Origin of the sequence: Streptomyces sp. NPDC047072, assembly GCF_040643855.1 — a bacterium.
In the GTDB taxonomy this organism is placed as follows: Bacteria; Actinomycetota; Actinomycetes; order Streptomycetales; family Streptomycetaceae; genus Streptomyces.
Map to the genome: position 1 here is coordinate 1 of NZ_JBEYVC010000057.1, position 23405 is coordinate 23405.

Below are 23405 nucleotides of genomic sequence, written 5' to 3' on the forward strand. Positions count from 1 at the left end.
CTGGAGCAGGTCGCGCCGGGCGGCCCGGGGGAGCAGCGAGCCGCGCGGGGCGACGACCGGCACCGGGCGACGGCCGTACTGGTCAACAACGCCGGGATCGTGGGCGCGCGCAAGCCGGTCGGCGAGGTCACCGGGGCCGACATGGCGACCACGTACGACACGAACGTCTTCGGCGTCGTACGCGTCACGCACGCCTTCCTGTCCCTGCTGGAAGCGGGCGACGGCCCGGTCGTCGTCAACGTCAGCAGCGGTCTGGGCTCGCTGGCGGCGACCGCCGACCCCAGCCGGGTGGAGTCCAAGGTGATGGCGCTGGACTACAACTCCTCCAAGACCGCACTGGTCATGATCACCTCGCAGTACGCCAAGGCCTTCCCCGCCATCCGGTTCAACGCCGTCGACCCCGGCTACACCGCCACCGACCTCAACGGCCACACGGGCACGAGCACCGTCGAGGAGGGCGCGGAGATCATCGTCCGCATGGCCTCGATCGGCGCCGACGGCCCGACCGGCGGCTTCTTCGACAAGGCCGGGCCGGTCGTCTGGTGACGCTCACCGCTCCCGGGGTCGTGGAGTGAGCGGCGGGGTTGACACTTCTCCTATGTGAGTGATTAATTGCATACATGGAAACGAGGATGCGGCAGCGCTCCACTGCCGAGGAGCGCCGGGCCACGGTCATGCGTACGGCGATCAAGACGTTCGCCGAGCGCGGGTACTACGGGACCTCGACGATGGACGTGGCCAAGGCCGCCGGCATCTCGCAGGGCTACCTGTACCGGCTCTTCAAGGACAAGCAGACCCTGTTCGCCACCCTGGTCGAGTACTGCTCGGACCGCCTGCGGGAGGGCGCCGCGGCAGCGGCGGCATCGGTGCAGGGCACCGACCCGGACGCGGTCCTACGAGCCCTGACGGCGTCGTACACCGAGGTCATCGCCGACCGGGACGTACTCATGATCCTCAAGCACGCGGAGTGCAGCGCGAGCGAGCCGGTCATCGGCGAGGCGGTCCGCACCTGCTACGCCAAGCAGGTCGAGTACGTCCGCGCCGTCTCCGGCGCCTCGGACGAGCAGATCCGCCGCTACTTCGCCGACGGTCTGCTCAGCAACGTCATGGTGGCGATCGACGCCACCTCCGTCGACGCCCCCTGGGCGCGCACCCTGCGCGCCTAGCGGACAACACCTTTGGGCCGCTCCCCGGCGGCCCTTTTCTTCGGCCCATCATGTAAGCGGTCAACCGCTTACTGAAGAGAGGTTGTGTCTCGTCATGTCGTCCCCTTCCCTGCGGCGCGGTTCCGGGCTGTTGCTGGCCCTGCTGGCGTTCGCCCAGTTCATCAGCGCCATCGACTACAACATCGTCTACGTCGCCCTTCCGGAGATCGGCCGCGAGGTCGGCTTCGACGCGCAGAACCTCCAGTGGGTCGTCAGCGGGTACGCCGTGGCCTTCGGAGGCTTCCTGCTGCTGGGCGGCCGGGCCGCCGACCTCCTCGGCCACCGCCGTATGTTCACCACCGCGCTCGTGCTGTACGGCGTGGCCTCCCTGGCCGGCGGACTCGCCACCGATCCGGGACTGCTGGTGGCCGCCCGCGCCGTCCAGGGCCTCGGCGGTGCGCTCCTGCTGCCCGCCACGCTCTCCCTGATCGCCACCACCTTCACCGAGGGCGCCCAGCGCAACCGGGCCCTCGCCGTCTGGGGCGGCGCCGGAGCCGTCGGACTCGCCCTCGGCTCCCTGCTGGGCGGCATCCTGACCAACTACCTCGGCTGGGAAGCCGTCTTCTACGTCAACGTCCCCCTCGCCCTGGGCGCCGCCGCGGCCGCCTTCGCCATCATCCCCGCGGACGCTCCGCGCGAGCGCGGCCGCAGCTTCGACCTGACCGGCGCGCTGACCGCCACGATCGGCTTCACCGCCCTCGTCTTCGGCGTCGTCCAGGGCCCCGAAGCAGGCTGGGGCTCGACCGAGACCCTCGTCGCACTGCTCGGCGGCGCACTGTTCATCGGCCTGTTCCTGCTCGTCGAGGCCCGCACCGCCCACCCGCTGATGCCGCTGCGCCTGTTCCACAACCGCAGTCTGGTCGCCGCGATGGGCATCACCTTCGTCTTCATGGGCACCTTCGGCGCCCAGTACTACTTCTTCACCGTCTACCTGCAGAACGTCCGGGGCTACGGCGCCCTCGCCACCGGACTGGCCTTCATCCCCGCCGCACTGGTCGGCATGATCGGCACCAAGCTGAGCGAGAAGCTGCTCGGCAAGGTCGGCCCCCGCACCACGATCATCACCGGCCTGCTCGTCGGCGGCGCCGGCATGGCCGTCCTGGCCGCCGCCATGTCCCCGACGGGCGGCTACCCGATCCTGCTGCCCGGCGTAGTGCTGCTCAGCCTGGGCCAGGGCATCGCCTGGACCGCGATGTTCGTCGCCGCCACCAACGGCATCGACGCCCACCACCAGGGCATCGCCTCCGCCATGGCCTCCACCACCCAACAGATCGGCTCCGCCGTCGGCCTGGCGATCCTGGTCGCCATCGCCAACGCAGGCGTCCACACCACCACGGGCCCGGCCCTCGTCCCCGGACTGCGCACCGCAGGCTTCACCGCCGCAGCCCTCACCCTCCTCGGCGTCGCAATAGCCCTCACCCTGCGCCGCCCGACCCCCACCCGCACACCCACCACGACGACCGCGAAGCAGCACGCGGAATCCACCATCTCCGCCTGAGCCGAAGACATCGCCGACCACCCCGCCCACCGCGAGGATCGGCGACGTCCGGCAACCGGTCGCGGTCAACCCCGGCCTCAGGGCCGGGCAGAGGGCATGGCAGGGCTACGCAAAGCACCTCGTCACGGGGGAAGTGGCGGTCGACTCCACCATCACCCGCGCTCGTCAGCACGCTGCGGGAGCGCGTAAGTGAGGAATCTGCAGAAGGAGCCTGCCGGAGGCGTCGAAACCGCCCTCAGGCCAGCGGCAGGTCGGCGCGTCGGGCCGATGAGTTTTCCGGTTGCCCGAGGTCTTCCGTGTGACATTCCCGCCCGTCGGCGGATCAGGAAACGTCGAATGCCGGTGTCATGGGGAGACTTGGAGGACAGGATGGACAATCCGATTCGGCTGTACATGTCGATGTCGCTCGACGGCTATATCGCCGGCCCGGACGATCGGCCGGGGCAGGAACTCGGACGCGACGGGGGACGGCTCTTCAACTGGCTCGACGACCGGGACTCCGACGGTCCGAGCGGCCAGGTCTACCGCGAAGCTCTTTCGACCGGCGCAGTGATCTCCGGCCGTCGGACCTTCGAACTCGCCGGGCGCTGGCAGGGCGATCACCACGACGGCGTGCCGATCCTCGTCCTCACCCACCGGGTGGACGACGGGGACGTGCCGCCCGGCCACGCGCGTTTCGTCACCGACGTCGAGGACTGCACCCGTCAGGCTCGCTCCGCCGCAGGGGACCGGCCGGTCATGGTCCATGGAGCCGGGGCGGCCCAGGCACTTCTGCGAGCCGGACAGATGGACGAGATGGAGATCCACCTGGTTCCGGTACTCCTCGGGGGCGGTCGGCGGCTGTTCGACGACCTGGGTAGCGATCACATCGAACTCGACCTCGTCCGACGGCTCGAGGACCGAGACGTCACGCATCTCCGCTACCAGGTGCACCGACCCGAGGCGGCCGCGTGAAGACCCTCCATGTCTCCTGCCGCATCACTGACCTGGACCGCTCGCTCGGTTTCTGCACCCCCGTGGGCTACGCCGAACCGACCAGGGGCGAGACCGACAACGGACGCGCCTCGTGATCCTGCCTTCGCGAGTCGGCTGCGGGCAGTGCTGAGACAACGCCCTCGCCAAGTCGCCCTTCGCCACCATGAAACGGCAGGGCTGGTACAATGTGCACCCGCAGCCCGACCCCTCACCGACGGTGTCCGTCGGTGAGGCTGAACAACCATCAGCTGTCGATGGGCCTTCTTGACGGAAGTTCGTCCGGACGCTCGACCGGTACCGGATCGTGGGCTCGATAGAGAAGGTATCTACTCCCTGCTGGACAGCCCGGACTTCTCGGCCATGCACGTGCTCGATTCCGCAGAGGTCTACCACTACTACGCGGGGGCACCGCTCTCGCTCCTCCTGCTCCTGCCGGACGGCTCGATCGAGCAACCCGTGCTGGGACCGGACGTCGTGGCGGGCCAGGTCCCCCCCAGCTCCTGGTGCCCGCCGGAGTGTGGCAGGGCTCGTCGTCGACGGGGGAGCGGACCCTGGTCGGCACGACCATGGCACCCAGCTACCGTGACGAAGGCGTCCGCTTCGCCCACCGAGAGGAACTGGCCGCGCAGTACCCCGAAGCCGCCGCCCGCATCGACGCCCTCACCCGCCAGTGACCGAGCATCACCTCAAGGGGTACCCCGTGTCCGACCTTCCTCAGGCTCCCGCAGTCCGTGACCTCCTCGACCTCCATGGACGCACCGTCCTGGTCACCGGGGCGAGCGGTGGCATCGGCGCCGCCATCGCCGTACGCCTCGCCGAGGCCGGGGCCACCGTCGTCGCTCATGCCCGCCACGACCCGGGCCGTCTCGACAACGTCGTGGCCGGCTGTCGCGGATGGGGCGCCCCGGTCCACACCGTCACCGGCGACCTCGCGACTCCCGAGGGCGTGCGGCACGTCGTCGAGGAGACCGTCCGTCTCGCGGGCGACGTCCACGGCCTGGTCAACAACGCCGCCCTGCAGCCGCTGTCGCCTCTGACGGACATGAGCGTCGCGGAGTTCGACGACGTCTTCGACGTCAACGTCCGAGCCGTCTTCGTGCTCACCCAGAGCTTCGGCAACCGCGCGGCCGCACAGGGCCATCCCCTGAGCGTCGTCACCATCTCTTCCATCGAGGGCGAGGTCCCCGCGCCGCTGCACAGCCACTACGCGGCCTCCAAGGCCGCCGTCATCATGCACACCCGCGCCGCCGCCCTGGAACTGGGCCCCCTCGGTGTCCGCGTCAACGCGGTGCTCCCCGGAGTGATCCACCGCCCCGGCATCGAAGAGGCCTGGCCCGACGGCGTCCGGCGCTGGCACGACGCCGCCCCCCTTGGCCGCCTGGGAACGGGCGAGGACGTCGCCGACGCATGCCTCTACCTGCTCTCCGACGCCGCCCGCTGGGTGACCGCGGCCACCCTCCGTGTCGACGGCGGTGTCACCGCCAACCAGCCCTTCTGACCGCCCCCTCCGCCGCCGCGTCACTGGACAGGCCACCATGACATACGACCCCCATCCGCCCCCTGCCGCGTCTCCTCGCCCGAGGAGGAGCTGATGGGCACGACGATCCGCAGGGCCGTCATCCCCGCCGCCGGCCTGGGACCGCGGCTGCTGCCGCTGACCAAGGCGACCCCGAAGGAGACGCTGCCGGTCGGCGACAAGCCCGTCATCGAACACACCGTGCGCGAGCTGGTGGACTCAGGGATCACCGACATCACGATCGTCGTCAGCGGCGACAAGAGCCTGATCCAGGAGCACTTCCGGCCCAACCCCGCCCTGGTCGAGCAACTGCGCGCCGACGGCAAGAGCGCCTTCGCCGACGCGGTTGAGGTGGCCGACCTGGCCCGCGAGGCCACATCACCTACCTGTCCTGGTGCTCTGGCCGGACGAAGTGTTCGTCGCCGAGGTGCCCCGCGCGCAGCAGCTGATCCGCGCCTACGAGCGGACCGAATGCCCGGTGCTGGCACTGCTGCCAATCGACCCGTCCGAGGCCGGCCGCTACGGCGTGCCCCAGGTGAAGGAGGAGCTGGGCGACGGCCTCCTGCGGATCACCGGCCTGGTGGAGAAACCCGAGCCCGAGGAGGCCCCGTCCGCCTTCCGCGCCTTCGACGGCTACGTGATCACCGCCGGTGTCGTCGAGGAACTCCGCGAGCAGACCAGGCGCTGGTACGAGCACCGCACCGGCGAGGTCTACCTCACCGACGCCATCAACGCCTATGCCGCCAGGCGGCCCGTGTTCGGCCAGGTGATCCAAGGCCGTTGGTACGACACCGGCAACCCGGGCGACTACCTGGTCGCGCAGTTCGCCCACGCGCTGGCCCACCCTGAGTACGGGCCGTAATTTCCGCGATCGCGCGCTCGGGGATGATGTCGAGATGCTCACGAAGGAACGTGAAGTTCGATCCGTCCAGTTCCTCGGGGGAGAAGTCCTCCGGGAGCAGCGACATCGGCACCAGGTCGTACGAGTACGCCACGACCTCGCCGTCGGCCAGGATCGATCGCCGCAGCTCCAGAGCGCTGCTCTCGGCCGACAGCCCCATCTTGGCGGCCTCGTCCGGCGGCAGCGGACGCACCGTGCGGCTGCGGTAGGCCATGCCGGCCTCCCGTCCGCCGGCGCGGATCGAGTCGGTGATCGAGTCCAGGCGTTCCAGCCCGGCTCGCACCGCGGGGGTGTCCGCGACGAACGTCCCCACACCGGCCTCGAGCTGGCGCAGTGCCGCACGTACCGTGGCCCTGGAGACCCCGTAGGCGCTCGCCGGGTCCGCCTCGATGGGGAAGCGGTCTCCGGGGGCGTACTCGCCGAGCGATATGGCGGGGCGAAGGTCAGTCGAGACCTTCGACACAAGGGTGGCACCGCGAGCCATATCAGGGTTCCTCTCAAGGCAGCGGCCATGCCGGACTCGGCTGGCTCCAGAGCATGCGTAGTCGTGCACCCATGATGTTTTCGTCACGGTCCGACTGCAGGGACGGCGCTCAGTGACGGTGGTTATGGCGAAATTTCCCCGTTGATGAGAATGTCGTCCGGCCTATCGAATCAATTCGCTCTCAGACGCTGTCCATGATTTCCTGGCCAACCCTCTATGAGGGCCGTCAGCTGTCGTTCCGGGGCTGAGCGGCGCGGTCATGGGAGGCTCGGGCGGGCGGTGCGCTCCGTGCTAGCGTGGAGCGTTTGCAGCGTCGCTGTGTCGGATCCCGCGCGGGATCCCTGGCCGGTGGTCGCGTCCCCGCCGCGCCTTCCTCGGTACGGTCCCTTTGCAGGAAGGCCTTCTGTGAGCGAATCAGCACGTGTCGATGCCCAGCAGCAGGACGAGGTGTCGGGCGCCGGCGCGGTTCTGCCCCCGGCGGCGTCCTTTGCGGAGCTGGGGCTGCCGGCCGAACTGTTGCGGGTGCTCGACGAGCACGGTGTGACGGTGCCCTTCCCCATCCAGGCGGCGGCACTGCCGGCCGCGCTCGCGGGACGGGACGTCCTGGGCCGGGGCCGCACCGGATCCGGCAAGACGCTCGCCTTCGGCCTGGGGATGCTCGCCCGGACGGCCGGTCGGCGCGCCCGGCCCAAGGAGCCGCTGGCGCTCGTTCTCGTGCCCACCAGGGAACTGGCGCAGCAGGTCGGCGAGGTGCTCACCCCCTACGCCGCGGCGCTGCGACTGCGGCTCGCCACCGTGGTCGGCGGGGTGTCCGTCGGACGCCAGGCCACCGCGCTGCGGGACGGCGCCGAGATCGTCGTCGCCACGCCGGGGCGGCTGCACGACCTCATCGAGCGCAAGGGGTGCCGACTGGGGCAGGTGCGCATCACGGTCCTGGACGAGGCCGACCAGATGTGCGACATGGGGTTCCTGCCGCAGGTCACCCAAGCCCTGGACCAGGTGCGTCCCGACGGGCAGCGCATGCTGTTCTCCGCCACCCTCGACCGCGACGTCGACCAGCTGGTGCGGCGCTACCTGCGCGACCCGGCCGTGCACTCCGTGGACCCCTCGTCCGGCGCGGCCTCCGCGATCGAGCACCACGTCTTCGTCGTGCACGGCCCGGACCGGTACGCCGTGACCACGGAGATCGCCGCCCGGGACGGCCGTGTCCTGCTGTTCCTGGACACCAAGCACGGCGTCGACCAGCTCACCCGGCATCTGAGGGCCAACGGCGTGGCCGCAGCCGCCCTGCACAGCGGGAAGTCCCAGCCGCAGCGCACCCGGACCCTGGCCCAGTTCAAGAACGGGCAGGTCAGTGCCCTGGTGGCGACGAACGTAGCTGCGCGTGGCCTGCACGTCGACGACCTCGACCTCGTGGTCAATGTGGACCCGGCCACCGACCCGAAGGACTATCTGCACCGCGCCGGCCGCACGGCCCGGGCCGGCCGCTCCGGCACCGTGGTGACACTCGTTCTGTCGGGACAGCGCCGCGAGACGAGCCAGGTCATGGCGGACGCCGACGTCGCCGCCAAGGTGACCAAGGTGCGGTCCGGGGAGGCGGAACTGAGCCGGATCACCGGCGCCAAGGCCCCTTCCGGCAAGCCCCTCGACAGAGGGTCGGCCGAACCGCGCCCCAAGAACCACAACGCCCCGTTCCGCGGCCTGGGCAGCACCAAGGACGCGAGGGGCGGTTCCGGCGGCAGGCCGTCCCGCAAGAGCAGCGAGGCCCGCAAGCTCGCGGAGGCTCGCGAGGCGGCCCGGGTACGGCGCGGCGGCTGAGCCGACGTTCGGCAGACCGAGGGCGGCCGTCACCGACGGCCACTCGGCGTCAAGCCGTCCATTGACGCCAACTAGATACTGAGTGTAGATACTCAGGTATGACTGTTCCTCTGGCGCTCCTCGGACTCCTGGAACGGGAGTCGAGCCACGGCTACGACCTCAAACGCGACTACGACACCTACTTCGGCCGGGGCAAACCGCTGCCCGCCGGGCAGGTCTACTCGACCCTGGGGCGCCTCACCCGTGACGGGAAGGTCGAGGTCGGCGAGACCGGGCCCGGTGCGGGGCCGGACCGCAAGCGTTACGTGATCACCGAGCTGGGGGTCACGCAGGTCGAGAACTGGCTGACCGAACCCGTCGCGGGTGAACTGCACCTGCAGACAGTGCTGTTCACCAAGGTCGTCCTGGCGGTGCTGCTGGAACGCGACCCCCGCGTATACCTCGACATCCAGCGCGCCGCCCATATGGAGCGGATGCGGGAGCTGACAGAACTGCGCCGGACCGGCAGCACGATCGACTCGCTGCTGGCCGATCACGGCGTGTTCCACCTGGAGGCCGATCTGCGGTGGATGGACCAGACCGTGGCACGGCTCGCCGCTCTGACAGCGGAGGTGCGCTCATGAGTTCGGAGGACGGCTTCCTCGTGGAAGCGCGGGACGCCGTCCTGTCGTTCGGACAGACACCCGCGCTGCAGGGCGCGAACCTCGCCGCCCGCGCCGGCGAGATCCTCGCCGTCACCGGCCCGAGCGGCTCCGGCAAATCCACGCTGCTGCACTGCCTGGCCGGCATCCTCGTCCCCGACTCCGGCGAGATCTGGTTCGACGGCCGCCGCATCGACACCCAGGGCGAGCCCGAGCGCAGCACGCTGCGCCGGGACCGTTTCGGCTTCGTCTTCCAGTTCGGTCAGCTCGTCCCCGAACTCACCGCCGAGGAAAACGTCGCCCTGCCGCTGCTGCTCGCCAAGTCCCGCAGGGCCAGCGCGCTGGCCGAGGCGCGAGCGTGGTTCGGGCGGCTCGGCCTGGACGGCCTGGAGGGACGCAGGTCCGGCGAACTCTCCGGCGGACAGGCCCAGCGTGTCGCCCTGGCCCGCGCTCTGGTCTGCCGGCCCAAGGTGCTCTTCGCCGACGAGCCGACCGGGTCGCTCGACTCGCTCACCGGCGAGCACGTGATGGATCTGCTGGTTGCCTCCGCGCGGGAGGAGGGCACCACCGTCGTGCTCGTCACCCACGAGCCGCGGGTGGCCGCCTACGCCAACCGCGAAGTCATCGTCCGCGACGGCAAGGTCACGCCGCTCTATGTCGAACGGCTCACCCCGTGATCCGCCTCGGCCTGCGCCTCACCCTGAGCGGCGGCAGGGAGGCCGCCGCCCGCCTCGCCGTCATCGTGGCCGCCGTCGCCCTCGGCGTCGGCCTGCTGCTGAGCATCCTGGCCGCCCTCAACGTCACCGCCACCCAGAACAGCCGGAACGCCTGGCTCAACACCGGCTCCGGCAACAGCGCGACGAGCCGGTCCGCGGCGAAGGCCGGCACCGACCCGCTGTGGTGGCTGCTCAGGGCGGACCACTTCGACGGCAAGACCATCGGCCGCGTCGACGTCGCCGCCACGGGCCCTAACTCTCCGGTCCCACCAGGACTCTCACGCCTCCCCGGACCTGGCGAGTTCTACGCCTCACCGGCCCTCAGCAAGCTCCTGCACTCCACCCCGGCCGCCGAACTCGCCGACCGCTACCCCGGCCACCAGGTCGGCACGGTCGGCAAGGCGGCGCTCCCGGGCCCCGGCTCCCTGATCGTCGTCATCGGCCACCGCCCCGACCAGCTCGCCAAACAGCACGACGCCACCCAGGTCACCGCGATCACCACCGCGCCCCCCAGCAGCTGCAACGGCACGAACTGCACGGTCAGGGCGGGCATCGACAGCGGGGGCATCAAGCTCATCCTCTCCGTCGCGGGCACCGCCCTGATCTTCCCCGTCCTCATCCTCATCGGCACGGCCACCCGGCTGGCGGCCGCCCGCCGCGAGCAGCGCTTCGCCGCGATGCGCCTGGTGGGCGCCACACCGCGGCAGATCTCGATGCTCTCCGCCGTCGAATCGACGGTCGCCGCGATCGTCGGTACGGCCGTCGGCTTCGGCCTCTTCTCCCTGTTCCGTACGCGGCTGGCCGCGGTCAACCTCACGCGGACGCCGTACTTCCCCGACGACCTCACGCTCCGGACCGGCGACATCCTGCTCGTCTCCATCGCCGTCCCGGTGGGGGCCGCCATCGCGGCCCGGATCGCCCTGCGCCGCGTGCAGGTCTCCCCGCTCGGGGTCACCCGGCGCGTCACACCACGCCCGCCGCGGGTCTACCGGGTGATCCCCCTGGCCGCCGGTATCGCCGAACTCTCGTACACCATCGGCCGGGTGCCCAGGAGCACCGACGGCCAGATCTGGGTCTTCGTCCCGGGAATCCTGCTGGTCCTGACCGGACTCGTCATCGCCGGCCCCTGGCTGACCATGGCCGGCGCCCGCGTCCTGGCCCGGCACACCGGACGCCCCGCACTGCTCATAGCGGGCCGACGGCTCGCCGACGACCCGAAGGCCGGCTTCCGCGCGGTCAGCGGGCTGGTCCTCGCCCTGTGCGTCACCAGCGCGGCCGTCGGGATCATCGGCTCGCTGAACGCCGAGCGCAGCATCCCGCAGGCGAGCGGGACGGTCGCCGGTGCCTTGGACGCCGACTACGGCCAAGGCTTCGACCCCACTACCGGGCGTCAGAAGGGTGGCGTGCCCCCGCTCTCGGAGGTCGCGCTCCGGGACCTGAACTCCGTGCCGGGCGTCAAGGGCGTACTGATGATCCACACGAACCCGCTCGGCACCACGGATCCGGCCTATCGCGGCCCTCAAGGGTCCGGGACACCGCCGGTGGCCGGCCTGGCCTCGTGCACGGAACTCGCGAAGATGCCGGCCCACAGCGCGTGCGCCGCCGGAGCCCGAGCGGCGTCGGTCACCCAGAACTACGGCAGCTTCGGCACGTACTACTGGCAGCACTGGCCCACGACGTGGCCCGCCGCCGACATCTCCCTCCAGCGCCTCGCACGGCTTCCCGTCCAGGAGATCGTCGTGGCCACCGACGGCTCGACGGCGGCGATCGAACGCGCGCGCACCCTCCTCGCGACCACGTATCCCGACCAGGACGTCCCCTGGACCGTCCGCGAGGACCATGCCCAAAGCGGTGCACAACTCGCCGGATACCAGCAACTGGCCAACGTGGTGATCCTGGTCAGCTTCCCCATCGCCGGCTGCAGCCTGGCGGTGAGCGTGGCCGGGGGACTCCGCGACCGCAAGCGCCCCTTCAGCCTGCTGCGACTGACCGGCACACAGCTCGGAGTGCTGCGGCGAGTGGTGCTTCTGGAGAGCGCGGTCCCGCTCCTGGTGGTCGCCGTGGTGGCGATCGGGATGGGCTTCCTGGCCGCCCAGCTGTTCGTACAGGCACAGTTCAGGTACGCGATCCAGGCACCGGGGATCCAGTACTACACGATCGTGCTCGCCGGTCTCGTCGCCTCACTGGGGGTCATCGCATCCACGATGCCGCTGCTCAGACGGATCACGGGCCCCGAAACGGCACGCAACGAGTAGCAGGAACGGTTCCCTCAGGCTCATTGGGCCGCGTCTGAGGCGGCAGTGTCCTGACCGGGGCCGAGGTGCTTCACGTACACCCCGCTGCCCGGCCGGCTGCACGGGGCTTGCCGTCGACCGACAGGTTTCCTTAGCGTTCCAGGGTGAGCAGCTCGACAGCGCGAGGGGGAAACCTCCCGGCGTCCTTCACGACGTTCGTGGGCAGGCGGCGGGAGTTGGCGGAGATCCGCCGCCGCCTCGGCACCGCGCGGCTGCTGACGCTCACCGGCGTGGGCGGCGTGGGCAAGACCCGGCTCGCGCTGGAAGCGGCGGCGGCCTCCCGCAAGGGCTTCGCCGACGGCGTCTGGCTGGTGGACCTGGCCGCCGTACAGGACCCGGCGGCCGTCGCCGCCGTCACCGCCACCGCCCTCGGCATCCCCGACCTGTCCGCCAGACCCCTGAGGGAACAGCTCGCCGACCATCTGGCCGAGCGGCAGTGCCTGATCGTGCTCGACAACTGCGAACACCTCGTCGACGCCTGCGCCGAACTGGCGGACACCCTTCTGTCGGCCGCTCCCGGACTGCGTATCCTCGCGACCAGCCGGCACACGCTCGACATGTCCGGCGAGCACGTCTTCACCGTCGCTCCGCTGTCCGTTCCGGACGAGGCCGTGGAGCTGCTGCGGCACCGGGCGGCGGCGAACCGGCCGGAGTTCGAGGTCACCGACGCCAACCGGGAAGCCGTCGTCCGGCTGTGTGCCCGCCTGGACGGGTTGCCCCTGGCGATCGAACTGGCCGCCTCCCGGCTGCGGACCCTGACCGTGGAGCAGGTGACCGAACGGCTGGAGGACCGCTTCGCCCTGCTCACGGGCGGCAGCCGGACGGCCCTGCCCCGCCAGCGGACCCTGCGGGCCCTCATCGACTGGAGTTACGAACTGTGCACCCCGGCCGAGCGGCTGCTGTGGAACCGGCTGTCGGTGTTCGTCGGCGGATTCGGCCTGGACGCCGCCGAGGCGGTCGGCGCCGGGGCGGGCACCGAACCTGGGGACGTGCTGGATCTCCTCGACCGTCTGGTCGCCCAGTCGGTGGTCCTCATCGACGAACGCGAGGGGCAACCGCGCTACCGGATGCTGGAGACCATCCGCCAGTACGGCCGACAGCGGCTCGCGGACTCCGGCGAGGAACACCGGGTCGAGCTGGACCACCTCGACTTCTACCGCCGCCTCGCCGAACGGATCGCCGACGACTGGTACGGCCCCGGCCAGGAGGAGGGGCTCGCCCGGCTGCGTGCCGAGCACGGCAATCTCCGTACGGCGCTGGAGCACAGCGATCCGCGGACGGCGCTGGCGCTGGTCGCGGCCCTGCGCTTCCACTGGTGCGCCGACGGATTCCTCGGCGAGGGCCGCCGGTGGCTCGACCGGGCCCTGGCGGCGGCACCCGAGCCCACACTCGCGCGGGCCAGGGCCCTGTGGGTGGCCGCCTGGGCCGCGCTGCTCCAGGGCGATCACGCGGCGGCGGACCGGTCCCTGGCGGAGGCCGGGCAGCTGGGCGAGCGGCTGGGCGACCCGGTGGTGGGCGCGTACGTCGAGGGCTTTCGCGGTACGTCGGCGCTGTTCCGGGGGCAGCTGGCGCAGGCCGTCTCCCGGTACGGGCGGGCGGTGGCCGCGCACGAGGCCGTCGGCGACGGCCCCGGCGCCCTGATCTCCCTCTTCCAGCTGGCGATCGCCCAGGCGCACACCGCCGACCGGCGGGCGTACGGCACGGGCAGGCGCGCCGTGGCCACCGCCGAGGCCCACGGGGAGCGCTGGAGCCGCTCGTACGCGCTGTGGGCTCTCGGACACGACGCGTGGGTGCGCGGCGACGCTGAGGCCGGCACCGAGCTGACGCGGGCCGGCCTGGACATCCAGCGCGGGTTCAACGACTACGTCGGCACCGCCCTGATGATGGAGCTGCTGGCCTGGATCACCGCGTCCCGGGGCGAGCACGGACGGGCGGCACGGCTGCTCGGGTCGGTCCGTTCGCTGTGGCGGCACATCGGGACCACCGTCGCGGCGTTCGGCCCGCACCTGGCCGAGCGGCACGAGCAGTGCACACGGTCGGTGGCCCGCGCTCTGGGCGAAGAGGCGTACGAGGCGGCCCTCACCGAGGGCGGCGCGTACGACCGGCCGGCCCCGGCCATCACCTACGCGCTGAACACCGGGCCCACGGCACCTCCCGCCGCCGAGCCCCCGCCCGGGGCCGGTCCGCTGACCCGCCGGGAGCGCGAGGTGGCCGCTCTGGTGGCCCAGGGGATGAGCAACCGGCGGATCGCCGCCGCGCTCGTCCTGTCGCCGCGCACCGTGGACGGCCACGTGGAGCACATCCTGGCCAAGCTGGGCTTCAGCTCCCGTACACAGGTCGCGGCCTGGGTGGCGGAGAACCAGGTACCCACCCGGCGAGGACCCGGAAATCAGGTACCCACCCCGTAGCTTCACCCATATCTCCCCGCGGGCCCGCTCCCCGAGGGTGGGCCCATGGTGCACATCGACGTGGACGAAGGCCGCTGCGACGGCTTCGGATTCTGTGAACAGGCCGCCCCCGAGGTCTTCGGGCTCGACGACGACGGCGTCGTCACCGTCCTGCTGGACGACATCCCGGACGCCCTCGCCGAGAAGGCCGAGGCGGCCACCCGGGCCTGCCCGGTGGCGGCGCTCAGGATCGGCCGATGAGGGCGGTCGTGGTCGGCGGCTCCCTCGCCGGGGTGACCGCCGTGGACGAACTGCGGCGCCAGGGCTGGGACGGCGCGATCACCCTCGTCGGGGACGAGGGGCAGGCCGCCTACGCCCGACCGCCGCTGTCCAAGGGAGTACTGAAGGGCACCGATGACGCCGAGTCGGTGGCGCTCCCGCGGCTCGGTGCCGACATCGAGGTCCTCACCGGCGCCCGGGCCACCCGCCTGGATCCGGACGCCCGGCTGGTGCATGTCGAGGGCGGTACGGAACTCCCGTACGACAAGCTCGTGATCGCCACCGGGGCGCGGGCCCGCACGCTGGGAGAGCACGGGCTGGTCCTGCGCACCCTGGACGACGCGCTGCGTCTACGGGCCCAACTGGCCGTCTCCCGCAGCGTGTTGGTGATCGGCGGCGGCTTCCTGGGCATGGAGATCGCCTCCGTCGCCGCCGGACTCGGCCTCGACGTCACGGTCGTCGACGTACGAGCCCCGTTCGTGACGACGCTGGGCCCGTTCCTCGCCGGACTGTTCGAGCGGGCGACGCGGGAACACGGCGTACGGACCGTGGTGTGCCCGGACGGCGTGACCCCGACGGCGTACGGCGCCCGGCTCGCCGACGGCAGCCGACTGGAGGCCGACCTCGTCGTCACCGCCGTCGGCTGCCGGCCCAACTCCGAGTGGCTGCACGGCTCGGGACTCACCCTGCTGGGCGGGGTCGTCGTCGACGAACGCTGCCGGGCCGGGTCACCGGACATCGTCGCCGTCGGGGACGTCGCCGCCCTGCCCACCGGTGACGGCCGCTTCCGCCGCACCCCGCACTGGGACGCCGCGATCGGTCAGGCCCGGGCCGGGGTCGCCGCGCTGCTGCACGGCGACGCGGCGCCGCAGTACACCCCACGGCCGTACTTCTGGACCGAGGCGTTCGGGCTGGCCGTCAAGCTCGCCGGAACCCTGCCCGCCACCGGTGAGCCGACCGTGCTCAAGGGCTCCCTCGCCGACCGCTCCGCCCTGCTGCGCTGGGACCACCCCGACCGTCCCGTGGCCGCTGCCCTCAACCACCGCATCCCCGTGGGCCGTTTGCGCGCGCTCGCCGCCTGACACCCGCCCGCTCCGGACGACCGGCATCGAAGGAGATCGCCATGACCACCACGACCCCCCTCACCTCCGACCTCGACCTCTTCAGCGACGAAGCGCTCGCCGACCCCTACCCGCAGTACAGGCAACTGCGCGACCTGGGACCGGCGGTGTACCTGACCCGGCACGACCTGTGGTTCATCTCCCGCTACCAGCAGGTGCGTTCGGCCCTCGGCGACTGGGACACCTTCTCCTCCGCACGGGGCATCGGCCTCAACGACGGCTTCAACGACGCCTGGGCCAGCGCCCTGATCAACCTGGACCCGCCCGCGCAGACCGAGCAGCGCAGACTGTTCACCGACCGCCTGTCGCCCCGCGCGCTGCGTCCGCTCGCCGAGAACATCGACCAGCGGGCCGAGCGACTGGCGGACGACCTGGTGGCCCGGGGTTCCTTCGACGCCGTGTCCGATCTCGCCCAGGACCTCCCCGTCCACGTGATCATGGATCTGATCGGCTGGCCGGAGCAGGGCCGCGACCAGCTCCTCGACATGGCCGCGGGCTGGTTCGACTCCGCCGGACCGGTCTGCCCGCGCACGGCCGCCTCGGTCCCCAAGGTCGAAGCCCTCATGGGCTACCTCGCCGACGTCGTCGCCGAGGAGAACCTCGTGCCCGGCGGGTTCGGCTGGACCATGCTGGAGGCCCACAAGGCGGGACAGATCCCCGTCGAAGGCGCGATCGGCCTGCTCGCGGGCTATGTCGTGGCCGCCTTCGACACCACCATCAGCGTGCTCTCCAGCGGCATGTGGCTCTTCGCCCGCCACCCCGGGCAGTGGGACCTGCTGCGCTCCGACCCTGCCCTGATCCACGCCGCCTTCAACGAGATCGTCCGCATCGAGAGCCCCATCCAGGTCTTCTCCCGCGTCACCACCCGCGAGGCCGACCTCGGCGAAGACGTCGTGATCCCGTCCGGTGCCCGCGTCCTGCACAGCTACGGTGCCGCCAACCGCGACGAGCGCCACTTCCTCGACCCCGACCGGTTCGACGTCCGCCGCAACCCCGTCGACCACCTCGGCTTCGGCTACGGCAACCACGCCTGCGCCGGCCAGGGACTCGCCCGCCTCGAAGTCCACGCCGTCCTCAAGGCCCTGGCCGCACGGGTGGAACGCGTCGAACTGGCCGGCGAACCCGTCCGCGCCCTCAACAACATCACCCGCGGCTTCCGCAGCCTGCCCGTACGCGTCAGCTGACGGGCGCGGCCGCGCGGACTGTCACCGCGCGGCCGCCGAAGTGCTCCGCCTACAGCGCGGTGAACGTCCACAGCAGGTTGGTGCTGGAGCCGTACGTCCACTGCTTGGTGACCGAGCCGGAGGAGACGTTGCCGCCGCCATCGAGGACGAGTCCGGTGGTGCGGTTGGCGATCGAGTAGCGGCCGTCGCCGCGGTGGGTGATCAGCCACTGCTGGTTGCTGCCGCCGTTCCAGGCGGCCTGGCGGGCGGGGGAGCCGTCCGAGGTGGCGCCCCAGCCGTCGGCGACCATGCCGTTGGTGCGGTTGACCAGCTTGTAGTAGCCGTCGCCGACCGCGACCGCCTGCCACTGGAGATTGGGGCTGCCGTCCCAGCTCCACTGCTTGAGGTTGGAGCCGGAGGCCACGTCGCCGCCGCTGTCCAGGGCCAGCCCGTCGGTGACGTTGAGGAGCTTGAAGTACGTGGACGGAACGAACTGCACCTTGAGCGAGGTGACCTTGTCGTTGTTGCCGGTGGTCCTGAGGTCGGTGGCGTCGGCGGTGAAGGTCCAGGCGGTGCCGGTGAAGGTGTCGCCGGAGTAGCCGATGACCTGGTAGCCGGGGGCGAGGCGCAGGGAGGAGAGGGTACGGGGGCCAAGACCGGCCAGGGTCAGGTCGTCCGCGGTGTACTCGCCGACCTCGAGGACCGTACCGGTGCCGGAGTAGCCGACGTCCTTGAAGGCCACGGCCCCGGCGAGGGGCCGCAGGCTGGGGATCTCCCCGCTGAAGGAGAGCTTGAGGACATAGGCGTTCGCGCTGAAGGGCGCCGACGAGGGCAGGGTGATGGTCAGTCCGGTCGCGTCCTGGGTGGGAGTGGCCAGCGTGATGGAGGTGCCGGCGGTCGAGTCGAGCAGCTTCACCGACTGGAGGGTGGAGAGGCTGATCCGGTCGGAGGTGAGGGTCTTGATCGTCAGTGAGCTGCCGGGCCAGCCGAGGACGGTGGCGTAGAGGACCTTGTTCGCCTTGTTGCGGGTGAAGCGGATGTCCTGCGCGGTACCGGCCGTGGGGGTGGTGAAGGAGCCGCCGCCCATCTTGGTAGGGCCCTCGCCGTACGCCGTCCAGGCCCGGGTGTCGTAGACCGACTCGCCGAAGCGCCCCAGGTAGTCGCCGATGGCGAGCAGGACGTCCTTCTGGCCCTGGGGGATGGTGCCGTCGGCCATGGGCGCGATGTTGAGGAGCATGTTGCCGTTCTTGCTGACCCGGTCGATCAGCGCGTGCAGCATCTGCTTCGTCGAGTAGTAGCCGATGCCCTGCGTGTAGCACCAGCTGGAGCTGGAGATGCTGTCGTCGGTGAGCCAGTAGGGGTTGGTGAGGTCGGCGGGGCCGCCGCGCTCGTAGTCGAAGACCTCGCCGTGGCCGTCGAGGCCGTCCTTGTAGGTGGCGACGACCTCCTTGCCCCACGCGTTGGCCTGGTTGTAGTAGTACGACAGGAAGTTGAGGCGCTGCGTCTCGTCGACGTGGTCGAGCCGCCAGTCCTGCCACAGGATGTCCGGCTTCGCGAGGTCGATGACCTCCTTGAGCTTGTCGTACCAGAGCTGGTTCTCCTCGGTCGAACTCAGTTGCCCGTACAGCTTCTTGAGGCTGGTGTCGCTCTGCGCGGGTGCGAACTCGTAGTAGCCGGTGAAGTTGTAGGCGTGGTGCATCGCCACCAGCAGCTTCAGGTTCTTGGCGCGGATGGCGTCGGTGAACAGCCGCAGCAGGTTGAGGCCGGGGCCCTTGTCCACCGAGTTCCACTCGCTGACCTGGCTGTCCCACATCGAGAAGCCGTCGTGGTGCTCGGAGACCGGGCCGGCGAACCTCGCGCCCGCGTCGACGAACAGCTGCGCCCACTCGGCGGGGTCGAAGTTGCCGCCCGCCGACTTGAGCTTCGGCGCGAACTCCACATGGTTGCCGGCCAGGTCGTCCGCGCCGTTGATGAAGTTGTGGAACGGCCAGACGGAAGGGTCGCCGTAGGTGGCGATGTGGTGGGTGTTGGCCTTGCTCCCGCTGTTGTACATGTTGCGCGGGTACCACTCGCTGTCGTACGCGGGGACGCTGAAGACACCCCAGTGGAAGTAGATGCCGAACTTGGCGTCACGGAACCACTCGGGCGCCGCCGGGTGCTGGTTCACGGAGTCCCAGGTGGGGGTGTAGGTGGCGGGTGCCGCCAGGGCACGGCCGGCTGCGAACACGTCGGCGGTGACCGCGGCCGCCGCGACGGCCGTGGCACCGGCGACGAACTGACGTCTGCTGAGCGAACTCGACATGAGGAAATCCCTGGTACGGAGGGGGGACAGGGGAACCCGGGCGCCGGATGTTACGGACGAAGGTCGGCCCTGTGTCCCATCCGTGTCAACAGCCGTGCAGGGATGAATACTTGAGTTTGACCCCTGAATCAGGTCGTTTGTGTCTGGTTGATCCCTGTTCATCCAGACAGACATCACATGTATTTCTCCATCCCGTCGCAGGTCAGAACCGCTGACCGCACTTATTGATGGGATGGATCAGACCTCTCGCGATCCCGATCAGGGGAAATTTCCGGGGTCTAGACGTGGGATCAGGAGCGGAGCTATACATACATCCCATCAATCCAGCGGGACATGCAGCCGTCACCCGCAGGACACAACCCCCGCTCCGGGACAAGCGCGAGGACGTACCGATGAGAGCCAGAACCCTCCTCAGTTCCACCGCCTCCGCCGTCTGTGCGACGGTGCTGCTCAGCGCCTGCGGCGGCGCCGCCACCTCCGCCTCCTCCGACGGGAAGCCGCTGGTCGGCGTGGACTACCCGCGCTCCGACACCGACTTCTGGAACTCGTACATCAAGTACACGCCGGAGTACGCCAAGGAACTCGGCCTCTCCCTGAAGACCACTAACTCGCAGAACGACGTCGCCAAACTGACCGCCAACGCGCAGACGTTCATCAGCCAGGGCGTGAAGGGGCTCGCGATGGCCCCACAGGACACCGCCGCCATCGCGCCGACCCTGGCGCAGCTGGAGGCGAAGAAGATCCCGGTCGTCACCGTCGACACCCGGCCGGACACCGGCAAGGTCTACATGGTGGTGCGCGCCGACAACCGCGCCTACGGGGAGAAGGCCTGCCAGTACCTCGGCACCAAGCTCGGCGGCAAGGGCAAGGTCGTCATGCTCCAGGGCGACCTGTCGTCCATCAACGGCCGTGACCGCACCGAGGCGTTCAACGACTGCATGAAGAAGAACTTCCCGGACATCAAGGTGTTCGGCGAGGCCACCAACTGGGACGGCGCGGTAGCCGCGCAGAAGCTCCAGACCGACCTGACCGCCCACACGGACATCAAGGGCATCTACATGCAGTCCAGCTTCGCGCTCTCCGGGACGCTCCAAGTCCTCAAGCAGAAGGGCCTGTTGGTCGGCCCCGAGGACAAGAAGCACGTGTTCGTGGTGTCCAACGACGGCATCCCCGAGGAGCTGAAGGACATCGCCGCCGGGCAGATCGACGCCACGGTCTCCCAGCCGGCCGACCTCTATGCCAAGTACGCCCTGTACTACCTCAAAGCGGCGATCGACGGGAAGACGTTCAAGCCCGGCAAGACCGACCACGACAGCACCATCGTCCAGGTCCGCGAGGGGCTGCTGGAGGACCAGCTCTCCGCCCCGCTCGTCACCGCCGACGGCGGTACGTACGGCGGAGTCACCAGCGTCAAGAGCGACGACAAGTCGCTGTGGGGCAACAACCTCGGCTGATGGCGGATGTCGACTCATGCTCAGAACAAGGCGGTTGAGATGACCCAGGCGGCGCCCGTCGTCGAGGCGACGGGCATTGTCAAACGATTCGGTCCGACGGTGGCCCTCGACGGCGCCGGGATCACCATCAGGTCCGGTGAGACCCACGCACTCGTCGGACGCAACGGCGCCGGCAAGTCCACCCTGGTGTCGGTCCTCACCGGCCTCCAGCCCGCGGACGAGGGGTCGGTCACCTTCGGCGGCCGGCCCGCACCACGCACCACCGACCGGGACGGCTGGCGGCGCAACGTGGCCTGCGTCTACCAGAAGTCCACGATCATCCCCACCCTCACCGTCGCGGAGAATCTCTTCCTGAACCGGTACGACCGCGGCCGCGCGCACCTGATCAGCTGGCAGGGCACGCGCGGTCGCGCCCGGGAACTGCTGGCGACCTGGTCGGTGGACGTGGACCCGCAGACCCCCGCAGGTGAACTCAGCGTCGAGCAGCGGCAGTTCGTCGAGATCGCGCGGGCCCTGTCCTTCGGAGCCCGGTTCATCATCCTCGACGAGCCCACCGCACAGCTCGACGGGGCGGCCATCAACCGGCTCTTCGACCGGATCCGCGACCTGCAACGCCAGGGCGTGACCTTCCTGTTCATCAGCCACCACCTTCAAGAGGTCTACGAGATCTGCGACATGGTGACGGTGTTCCGGGACGCCCGGCACATCCTGACCGCGCCGGTCGCCGACCTCCCGCGTACCGAACTCGTCGCCGCGATGACCGGCGAGGCGGCGGCCTACCGCGCCGCCGAACGGACGAGCACCCTCGACACCGGTGTCCCGCCCGCGCTGGACGTACGGGACCTGCGCGGCGACGCCTACGCCGACGTCACCTTCCGGGTGGGCGCCGGGGAGATCGTCGGCCTCGCGGGCGCCGCCGGCAGCGGACGCACCGAGGTCGCCGAGACCGTCGTAGGACTGCACGCCGCCGGCTCCGGCGAGGTGGAGATCGCCGGACGACGGCCCCGGCCGGGCAGCGTGCCCGCCGCGCTCGCCGCCGGTGCCGGGTTCGTCCCGCAGGACCGGCACCACCAGGGCTTCGTGCCCGGCATGTCGATCGCGGACAACGCCACCCTGTCCGTGCCGAAGCGGCTCGGCCCGGGCGGACTGCTGAGCCGGGACCGCCGGGACCGGCTCGCCGAGCGGATGATCGAGAACCTCGCCATCAAGACGCCGGGACCCGAACTGCCCGTCTCCGCCCTGTCCGGCGGCAACCAGCAGAAGGTCGTCATGGCCCGCGCCCTCGCGGACGACCCCCGGCTGCTGGTGCTGATCAACCCGACCGCGGGCGTGGACGTGCGCTCCAAGGACTTCCTCCTCGGCAAGGTCGAGGAGACCGCGGCCACCGGCACCGGAGTGCTCATCGCCTCCGACGAACTCGACGACCTGCGTATGTGCGACCGGGTCCTGGTGATGTTCCAGGGCCGGGTGAGGACCGAGATGAACCGCGGCTGGCACGACCACGACCTCGTGGCCGCGATGGAAGGAGTGGAACTCAATGCCTGAAACCGCCCTCGCGGACGCCGCCGCCCAGGCCGTGGAGCCGAAGCGGAAGCGCATCGCGCTGCTCGGCGGCCGGATCCCGCTGGCCCGGCTCCGGGACCTCGCACTCGTCCCGGCGATCGTCGTCATCGCGATCTTCGGCCAGATCGTCAACCCGGTCTTCCTCCAGCCGGACAACCTCATCAACGTCCTGCAGACGATGTCCGAGATGGCGCTGCTGGTCCTCGCCCAGACGATGATCCTGATCGTCAAGAAGATGGACCTGTCCCTGGAGTCCACCATGGGCCTCGCACCCGGCGTGGCCGCTTGGCTGGTGGTCCCGGCCGGCGCCGGACACGGCCTCGGGCTGCTCCCCGGAGCCTGGGCCATCCCCGTCACCCTTGCCGCGGGCGCGCTGGTGGGCGTGGTCAACGCCCTGCTGATCATCCGCTTCGGCCTCAACGGCTTCATCGTCACCCTGGGCATGCTGATCGTGCTGCGCGGCATCCTCACCGGGATCTCCGGCGGCCAGACCTTCTTCCAACTCCCCGCCTCGATGCTGTACTTGGGCACCGCGGAATGGTTCGGCATGCCGGCGTCGATCTGGATCTGCCTGGCGCTGTTCGCCGTCGCCATCGGTGTCCTCGGCTGGACCGGCTTCGGCCGTTCGCTCTACGCCATCGGCGGCAACGTCGACGCGGCGAAGGCGGCCGGCATCCGCACCGACCGGGTGCTGTGGATCGTCATCGTCACCGGCAGCGTGCTCGCCGCCCTCGCCGGCCTGATGCTCTCCGGCCGCCTGGCCTCGGTCGCCTCCGCGCAGGGCAACGGCTACATCTTCACCGTCTTCGCCGCCGCCGTCATCGGAGGCATCAGTCTCAACGGCGGCAAGGGCACCATGTTCGGCGCCTTCAGCGGCATCCTCCTGCTCTTCATGATCCAGAACGTGCTCACCCTGGCCGGCGTCCCCGCCCAGTGGATCGGCGCCCTCAACGGCCTGATCATCCTGGTCGCGCTGACCATCTCCCGCATCACCGGCGGCAAGGTCCAGGACTGACCGGGGCGGCCGCCACCACCGCCCCGTGCACCGTCGCAGGGGGACCGAACCCCGCCTGATCACACAGGAGTTG

At 70.5% G+C, this 23405-nt stretch carries 18 protein-coding genes and 3 pseudogenes; 19 read left to right on the forward strand and 2 right to left on the reverse strand.

Features of this window, described 5'->3' with window-relative positions; translation table 11 throughout:
• The 8 genes and pseudogenes from ABZ896_RS23815 to ABZ896_RS23850 all read left to right on the forward strand — a co-directional run.
• Positions 1–546 (forward strand): SDR family NAD(P)-dependent oxidoreductase (locus tag ABZ896_RS23815; protein WP_360932480.1); only part of this gene is annotated, 546 nt, incomplete at its 5' end.
• Positions 547–632: 86 nt separating this feature from the next.
• Entirely contained in the window at positions 633–1166 is a 534-nt protein-coding gene (locus ABZ896_RS23820) for a TetR/AcrR family transcriptional regulator (protein ID WP_360932483.1), read from the forward strand.
• Positions 1167–1260: 94 nt separating this feature from the next.
• The gene (locus ABZ896_RS23825; protein WP_360932486.1) at positions 1261–2703 is read left to right on the forward strand and encodes an MFS transporter; all 1443 of its coding nucleotides are present in this window, start codon (positions 1261–1263) and stop codon (positions 2701–2703) included.
• Positions 2704–3072: 369 nt separating this feature from the next.
• On the forward strand, positions 3073–3657 hold the full coding sequence (locus ABZ896_RS23830; RefSeq protein ID WP_360932489.1) for a dihydrofolate reductase family protein: 585 nt from the start codon (positions 3073–3075) through the stop codon (positions 3655–3657).
• Positions 3658–3942: 285 nt separating this feature from the next.
• A pseudogene (locus ABZ896_RS23835) lies at positions 3943–4152 on the forward strand (cupin domain-containing protein); the annotation flags it as partial.
• Between the two features lie 26 nt (positions 4153–4178).
• Positions 4179–4352 (forward strand): hypothetical protein, encoded by a 174-nt coding sequence (locus tag ABZ896_RS23840; RefSeq protein ID WP_360932610.1) that lies wholly within the window; start codon positions 4179–4181, stop codon positions 4350–4352.
• A gap of 26 nt (positions 4353–4378) precedes the next feature.
• The gene (locus tag ABZ896_RS23845; RefSeq protein ID WP_360932492.1) at positions 4379–5176 is read left to right on the forward strand and encodes an SDR family NAD(P)-dependent oxidoreductase; all 798 of its coding nucleotides are present in this window, start codon (positions 4379–4381) and stop codon (positions 5174–5176) included.
• Positions 5177–5269: 93 nt separating this feature from the next.
• Positions 5270–6056, forward strand: a pseudogene (locus tag ABZ896_RS23850) (sugar phosphate nucleotidyltransferase).
• Between the two features lie 49 nt (positions 6057–6105).
• Here the strand turns inward: ABZ896_RS23850 and ABZ896_RS23855 are convergent.
• Positions 6106–6579 (reverse strand): annotated as a pseudogene (locus ABZ896_RS23855) (GntR family transcriptional regulator); the annotation flags it as partial.
• 447 nt (positions 6580–7026) lie between these two features.
• On the opposite strand from ABZ896_RS23855, the gene ABZ896_RS23860 reads away from it, so the two are divergent.
• The 8 genes from ABZ896_RS23860 to ABZ896_RS23895 all read left to right on the forward strand — a co-directional run bounded on the left by ABZ896_RS23860 (position 7027) and on the right by ABZ896_RS23895 (position 17019).
• The gene (locus ABZ896_RS23860; RefSeq protein ID WP_360932614.1) at positions 7027–8397 is read left to right on the forward strand and encodes a DEAD/DEAH box helicase; all 1371 of its coding nucleotides are present in this window, start codon (positions 7027–7029) and stop codon (positions 8395–8397) included.
• Positions 8398–8495: 98 nt separating this feature from the next.
• Positions 8496–9020, forward strand: a complete 525-nt coding sequence (locus ABZ896_RS23865) for a PadR family transcriptional regulator (protein WP_360932495.1) — start codon at positions 8496–8498, stop codon at positions 9018–9020.
• On the forward strand, positions 9017–9715 hold the full coding sequence (locus ABZ896_RS23870; protein WP_360932498.1) for an ABC transporter ATP-binding protein: 699 nt from the start codon (positions 9017–9019) through the stop codon (positions 9713–9715). The genes ABZ896_RS23865 and ABZ896_RS23870 overlap by 4 nt, the downstream gene beginning before the upstream one ends.
• Entirely contained in the window at positions 9712–12009 is a 2298-nt protein-coding gene (locus ABZ896_RS23875) for an FtsX-like permease family protein (protein WP_360932501.1), read from the forward strand. Before ABZ896_RS23870 ends, ABZ896_RS23875 begins: the two co-directional genes overlap by 4 nt.
• Positions 12010–12152: 143 nt before the next feature.
• On the forward strand, positions 12153–14456 hold the full coding sequence (locus tag ABZ896_RS23880) for a LuxR C-terminal-related transcriptional regulator (RefSeq protein WP_360932504.1): 2304 nt from the start codon (positions 12153–12155) through the stop codon (positions 14454–14456).
• A gap of 45 nt (positions 14457–14501) precedes the next feature.
• Positions 14502–14696 (forward strand): ferredoxin, encoded by a 195-nt coding sequence (locus ABZ896_RS23885; protein ID WP_360932507.1) that lies wholly within the window; start codon positions 14502–14504, stop codon positions 14694–14696.
• The gene (locus ABZ896_RS23890) at positions 14693–15796 is read left to right on the forward strand and encodes an FAD-dependent oxidoreductase (protein ID WP_360932510.1); all 1104 of its coding nucleotides are present in this window, start codon (positions 14693–14695) and stop codon (positions 15794–15796) included. The genes ABZ896_RS23885 and ABZ896_RS23890 overlap by 4 nt, the downstream gene beginning before the upstream one ends.
• Positions 15797–15837: 41 nt before the next feature.
• Positions 15838–17019 (forward strand): cytochrome P450, encoded by a 1182-nt coding sequence (locus ABZ896_RS23895; RefSeq protein ID WP_360932513.1) that lies wholly within the window; start codon positions 15838–15840, stop codon positions 17017–17019.
• A 49-nt stretch (positions 17020–17068) separates the two neighbouring features.
• Here the strand turns inward: ABZ896_RS23895 and ABZ896_RS23900 are convergent, their stop codons facing one another.
• Positions 17069–19300, reverse strand: a complete 2232-nt coding sequence (locus tag ABZ896_RS23900) for an alpha-L-fucosidase (RefSeq protein ID WP_360932515.1) — start codon at positions 19298–19300, stop codon at positions 17069–17071.
• A gap of 392 nt (positions 19301–19692) precedes the next feature.
• Here ABZ896_RS23900 and ABZ896_RS23905 point away from each other — a divergent pair, with 392 nt between their 5' ends.
• The 3 genes from ABZ896_RS23905 to ABZ896_RS23915 are packed head-to-tail and all read left to right on the forward strand — an operon-like array spanning position 19693 to position 23332.
• Positions 19693–20754, forward strand: coding sequence for a sugar ABC transporter substrate-binding protein (locus tag ABZ896_RS23905; protein WP_360932518.1), 1062 nt, complete (start codon positions 19693–19695; stop codon positions 20752–20754).
• Between the two features lie 39 nt (positions 20755–20793).
• Positions 20794–22299 carry a sugar ABC transporter ATP-binding protein gene (locus tag ABZ896_RS23910; RefSeq protein WP_360932521.1) on the forward strand — a complete coding sequence of 502 codons (1506 nt, stop codon included), beginning with the start codon at positions 20794–20796 and terminating at the stop codon, positions 22297–22299.
• Entirely contained in the window at positions 22292–23332 is a 1041-nt protein-coding gene (locus ABZ896_RS23915) for an ABC transporter permease (protein ID WP_360932524.1), read from the forward strand. Before ABZ896_RS23910 ends, ABZ896_RS23915 begins: the two co-directional genes overlap by 8 nt.
• Positions 23333–23405 lie beyond the last annotated feature (73 nt).